The organism is Vibrio sp. 10N.222.55.C7 (assembly GCF_041473335.1).
GTDB classification, from domain to species: domain Bacteria; phylum Pseudomonadota; class Gammaproteobacteria; order Enterobacterales; family Vibrionaceae; genus Vibrio; species Vibrio crassostreae_C.
In genome coordinates, this window is sequence record NZ_JBFRSC010000081.1 from 1 (window position 1) to 5,374 (window position 5,374).

Annotated in this window: 4 protein-coding genes and 2 pseudogenes; 3 read left to right on the forward strand and 3 right to left on the reverse strand. The window is 37.2% G+C overall.

Going from position 1 to position 5,374, the window contains the following annotated elements; translation table 11 throughout:
• Positions 1 to 503 (forward strand): annotated as a pseudogene (locus AB4482_RS22490) (IS5 family transposase); the annotation flags it as partial.
• 393 nt (positions 504 to 896) lie between these two features.
• Here the strand turns inward: AB4482_RS22490 and AB4482_RS22495 are convergent.
• The gene (locus AB4482_RS22495; RefSeq protein ID WP_229648108.1) at positions 897 to 1,160 is read right to left on the reverse strand and encodes a hypothetical protein; all 264 of its coding nucleotides are present in this window, start codon (positions 1,158 to 1,160) and stop codon (positions 897 to 899) included.
• Between the two features lie 208 nt (positions 1,161 to 1,368).
• Between AB4482_RS22495 and AB4482_RS22500 the strand changes: the two genes are divergently transcribed.
• Together AB4482_RS22500 and AB4482_RS22505 are read left to right on the forward strand one after the other, a co-directional pair.
• Positions 1,369 to 1,551: a transposase gene (locus AB4482_RS22500; protein WP_229648109.1), complete on the forward strand. Its 183-nt coding sequence runs from the start codon at positions 1,369 to 1,371 to the stop codon at positions 1,549 to 1,551.
• Between the two features lie 341 nt (positions 1,552 to 1,892).
• Positions 1,893 to 2,023: pseudogene (locus AB4482_RS22505) on the forward strand (IS630 family transposase); the annotation flags it as partial.
• Positions 2,024 to 2,201: 178 nt separating this feature from the next.
• On the opposite strand, the gene AB4482_RS22510 reads toward AB4482_RS22505, so the two are convergent.
• The gene (locus tag AB4482_RS22510; protein WP_132968965.1) at positions 2,202 to 2,936 is read right to left on the reverse strand and encodes a hypothetical protein; all 735 of its coding nucleotides are present in this window, start codon (positions 2,934 to 2,936) and stop codon (positions 2,202 to 2,204) included.
• 406 nt (positions 2,937 to 3,342) lie between these two features.
• Positions 3,343 to 5,358, reverse strand: coding sequence for a hypothetical protein (locus AB4482_RS22515; RefSeq protein WP_372181748.1), 2,016 nt, complete (start codon positions 5,356 to 5,358; stop codon positions 3,343 to 3,345).
• Positions 5,359 to 5,374 lie beyond the last annotated feature (16 nt).

The following is a 5,374-nucleotide window of genomic DNA, read 5'->3' on the forward strand; positions in this document are numbered from 1 at the left end:
ATGGCAAGCGTAGAGTCTGGTGAAAGCTGCATATTGCAGTTGATACAAGCACTCATGAAATTATTGGAGCCGAGCTAAGTTTATCGACGGTTACAGATGGAGAAGTCCTCCCTAACTTATTGAAACAAACACGCCGAAGTATCCTTAAGGTGTCTGGTGATGGCGCTTACGACACGAGAGCATGTCACGCTGCTATTGAGATTAAGCGAGCCGTTGCGCTTATTCCCCCAAGAGAAGGGGCTGCCTTCTGGGAACGTGGTCATCCTCGAAATCTCGCCGTGGGTTGCCAGAAGTTATACGGCTCAAATAAGTATTGGAAAGAGCGGTATGGATACCACAGACGTTCACTCTCAGAAACAGCGATGTATCGAGTTAAACAGTTACTAGGAGGACGATTGAGCTTAAGAAATTACAATGCGCAGGTGGGTGAGACTTACGCGATGATAAAAGCGTTGAACAAGCTTACTGGGTTAGGTATGCCTAAAGCTTGTCGTATTAACTAAGAAACACACGAAACGAAGTAGCTCTATCTCTAAATTTAATTACGCAACAAAGCCTATCCTCGCCCTAAAAGCGGGCGAGGATTTACGGAGAAATTGCTAACTGGAAATTGAGAACCTCAAAATTATCCTATAAAATTTATTCCTAACGAAGCCGCAAATTCCACCTGCTTCCAGCTCGATCTAAATCACGATCATTTTTAATCCGACCTAGGCGACTTGCCCCTCCCTCCTCTCCTCGACCACCTACAACCATAGCTAACATTTCTAATTCTTCTTGCGATAATAAAGGATGATTGTCAAATATAACTCGTTTCATTATTAAACCCCTAATTAAAATTAAACAAAAGAAATTAATTTTAAATTATGATTACATTTAAAAAATTAATTAATAAGTTAATAAGTTAATAAGTTAATGTAAATTATATTAAAAAAAGAATAACCTTGAATTCTAATTTCAGCACCGAGCCTACTGCATAAATACAACGTTGCTAATCTTCTTTGAAAATAACGTCTAACGCCCAGGACTCTGGCTCTCAATGTGCCAAAGTTTTCTTGTCGCTCTTGAGCGGCTTTGTTGAAGCGCTCATTTAATCGCCAATTTTTGAGTTGAGAGCCTTTTCCTATATTCTTATCATACCTTGATGTATTCACTCTCATAATCATACCTTACAAACACAATCAATCCAGGCGTCAACACTTCAAAAAAACACACCTACCGACAAACCAATTATATTGCGTGACCGAGGGCGGATTGATATCTGATTATCAGGCGACATTATGGATAATTGGCAGAGTGAGCAACGCACTTATGATGGAACAGGCTCATCCCCAATACCCTGATAGCACAATAAGAGCGTGACATTATTTGAGACTGGTCTTCAAACAGCCCCTACGCCAACTTCAAGGTCTCATCGATAATCTATTAAAAAGAATGGGGGACGCAGATCTAGCCTGTCCAGACTATACCTCTCCTTCTAAGCGCTTATCTCAACTAGGTCTTAAGAAGCCCGCATTCAAATCCACATATAAACCGAATGAGGGGCCGTAGGGGCACTGTGTGAAAAAATTGATATAGATGCAGACCATGTTTCAGCGGATAAAATGGACGATACCGATGACGTCTAGGACGCATTATCGAGCAAATTTCCTGAAGCCGATATAATCATTCCTCCCAAAGATAATCTGCTTGCTGTCGACGCTCGCAATCCTAAAAGGATGAGAAATTTAGTGGCGTATCTGCATTAGGTCCCCAATTACACAGTAGAGACTTTGAAAACAACAACAGGAAATGATGCTAGCGGCATGATTTACACAGCTTGGTATGCCCGACAGCTACCGAGTCGCTTAATGATGTCAAAAGACAAAGTGGGTTGAGTACTGCAACAAAGCCACGAGAAGTCGAGAAACAACGTTTACTTCAAAACTAAACGAGACTTCAAGGCGGCGATAGACCAATTTTTTCTGTGACTCTTCCAGAGATCGCAGGCTCTTTGGCATCTCAGATTAATGATAATTTTTAGGTACTCAAACCTGCACCTTCAAGTTGATTCAATATATATGTGCTATGGGTGGGCTTTATTCTGTCATAAAAATCCAATTTTAATGCGAGTTATCTATATATTTCTGCTGCTTGCTTTGACATCATAATTATCTCTTTCAGTTTGGCTTTAGCGACCTCTTGCGCCATGTAATGCCTAACTAAAAGCAGTTAGGTGTTGAAAAACCCATCCTTCGATAATTAGTCTCAAGAACATCCGAGATCATAAAAGCAGTAACCTTCTTTATTTCACCTCCGCCTTTCTTTAAATCTCGAATTATCTCCCTACCATTTTCAACACTCGCTCTTTTAACCGCTCCCGGTCTATTAAGCCTAGTGTTAACAATGTTATCGGGGTCTGACATCACTTGAGATATGCTTCTTTTTTCTAATGCAGTCCAATCCTTAACCTCACTAATCACTACATTTTCACCTTTATATGAAGTTGAAAAGTATAATTTATTAGAATCTATTACATCTGAGCCCAAGGTATCAGAGGCACTTTCTAAAAAATCGTCATTGAACTGCAAAGCCTCTGTTACGCTACTTTTAGTACTTTCATTTGGAAATGGTATTTTACCTTCCTCAATATCAGCCAAAATATTTTTGTTCTTTTCAAGCATACTTTTTACATTCTCATATAGCTTTTTCCTAGCTTCTGAATGTTCCAAGGGTTTATCTAAAACTAACTTTTCAGTAGAGAAACCGACTTTTGAAAGCCTTGCCTCCCCATTTTGAATTATTATTTTCGGCCTGATCGAGTCTAATTCACTTGGATTTATTTTAGTTACATCAATTTCAAGACTCCCAGACATCGAGCTAAATGAAATTGCAGAGAGTAGCAATATCAAAAATGTATTTATAAGATATTTAATTTTATATTTTCTTCCCATCATGATTCACCTCTTCAAGGAGTAATTGGTCTATGGTAATCCGGGGAAAGGAGAAGCCAACCCATTGTAATTCCCCTCAATAACATCAGAAACTACAAAAGCGGATATTCACCTAACGTTCGGATTATTTGACTTAAAATCTCTCACCACACTTCTATCTGTTTAGCACTGCACCTTTAAGAACCACATTAGTATTTACAATGTTGTCTGGATAACATGACGCAAGAGAAATACGCTTGCTCTTAACCTTAGGTCGCTCGAACGTTAGACATCAAAATGGATTATCCTTTGATTTAATTAAACTAGTGCCTCTTCCTATAGTCTTGATTTTTAGTTAATCAACTCAAAAAAATCATTTTTAAAACTTTATCTAAGATACTTTTTCCCTGCTCCCATCACAATATTCGACCTAATTGGCGTGATGCAGGCGCATGGGTGGTCCTGTTTGAGAAACAGGAACCCATAAATTGATAGTGTCATCAAGGTACCTAATTATTTTATTATTATCTTCATCTAAAAAAGGAGTTGAGTTAAACGCTAGCCAATCAAAGTTTCCGCTTGAATATTTATGTACTTCTTGAGAAGAGTAATTTACGAGTTTACTGTTTTTATTTAGCGCAACCAGGTCGTCACGTAAATCGCTCAAGATTACAGCAGCGGCTTCATTTTCCCAATCACTTAACTTTTGTAGCTTCTTCACGTAATTATCGATTAATGCGCCCACAACGTTAAAGTAACTATTTTGAATAGAGCTAGTCATTTGAGCATAATCAATGAATCGTAATGATGTCTCATAGTTATCACCACCTTGTAGACTCATTAATGAAACAGCATCATTTAATGCAACATCTACCTTTTTCTTTAGGCTTCCATCAGCCACATGTTTATCGATTTTCTCAATAAGCGAATTTAATTTTTCTTGACTGATTGGCTTTAATGAAATTTCTGATTTATCTACTAATTTAGTATTAACCAGGTCTTTAGCTGCATGATAAGAACTCATAATTTTGTTTTTAAGGGTGGAATGTTCCTCTCCAATTTTCGAATATGCATCATTAATTAATTTTGTAAACTTGGTCTCATCAGTCACATCGACGCCTTGGCTAATTAGTGACTTTGTTATGGCAAAAATAAATGGAGCAACATCAATTTTGGATTTAATATCATTCATGACAGAGCCTTGAATTATTGAGCTTTCAATTGGCATAAATATCGATATAAAAATAAGAAAACCTTCTTCAATCTTTACCTCTGAATAATCAAGGTTTTTCAAAATATGATGCCCAAAATATAACCAAGAATAGTATTTTTTTAGAACATCATTATATGGGGCTATCATTGATTCCTGAAGACTATGGATAAATTTTGTATCTGTAAGCATATCTTTGAATTCAACAACAAGATGATCGCTATTGTCATATATTACATCTACTGTCCTCTCTAAAACTGGGAAAAATACATCATTCAACCAACGCATATTTGGTATTGCAACATTTTTTATCGATTTTGAAAATCGGATGCTGTTTGTGCCTTCATATGATGGATGGAAATTTGCATTATTTAATGGGACATGTCCGAAACTGCTTATGTATTTCTTCCCTGTCAATGAGGTTGAATACCAGTATTTTAAATTTTCCTTTAATCCGATTAGGTGGCTAATAGTTACTGGTAATTCACTTGAAACGAATTGCGTGGTTATTGGGGTGGATACTGTGTTATCTTTGAAATATTTATCTACTCTATTAGAGTAATTATCATTAATCAATCTATATGCTAATTTGTGGAAACTGTTTTTATATAATTCAACTGTTAATTCTCCAAAATGTTTATATTCATAATTATAAATCTCATCATTATCACCTCGGATTATTTTTTTAAGCTTTAGTAGTGATGCGTCTGTTTTATCAATTGCTTTTGAGTAGACACCCATCAAAGTGCGATCGGACTCTTCCATCTTGTTGATGACCCCAGCCATTTTTATATCACCATAAATTGCAATCCCTTCAGCGATGAGAACACCTATAACTGGGTTTATAGCTTCCGCAATTGACTCGGAGAAAATTGAGCCGATAACTTCCCCTGCAATTTCCGGGGCTATGTAGGAGCCCAAAAGAACGGCACCACCAGTGATTTCATCAGCATTTTTATTTTCTATGCCGTCAAGCAATTCTAATCCACCACTTACAACGCCAATAGCTCCACCAATTTTCTCTGCCAACTCCATTGCTCCGGTTTCAAATTCTGGTATAACCTCACCAATTTCTTCATTAGTAATCTTTTGGCCAATGGGAGTTTCTTTTTCTGATATCGGTGAGATGTCCTCTTGAAAATCATCAACCTCTTTTTCAAGAGTTGTAGTTTTACATGCTTCCCCCTCATCCAAAATAAAATAGAAAGAGTTAGCACTATTGGCAAATAATACCAGGGCAAGATCATGAAAA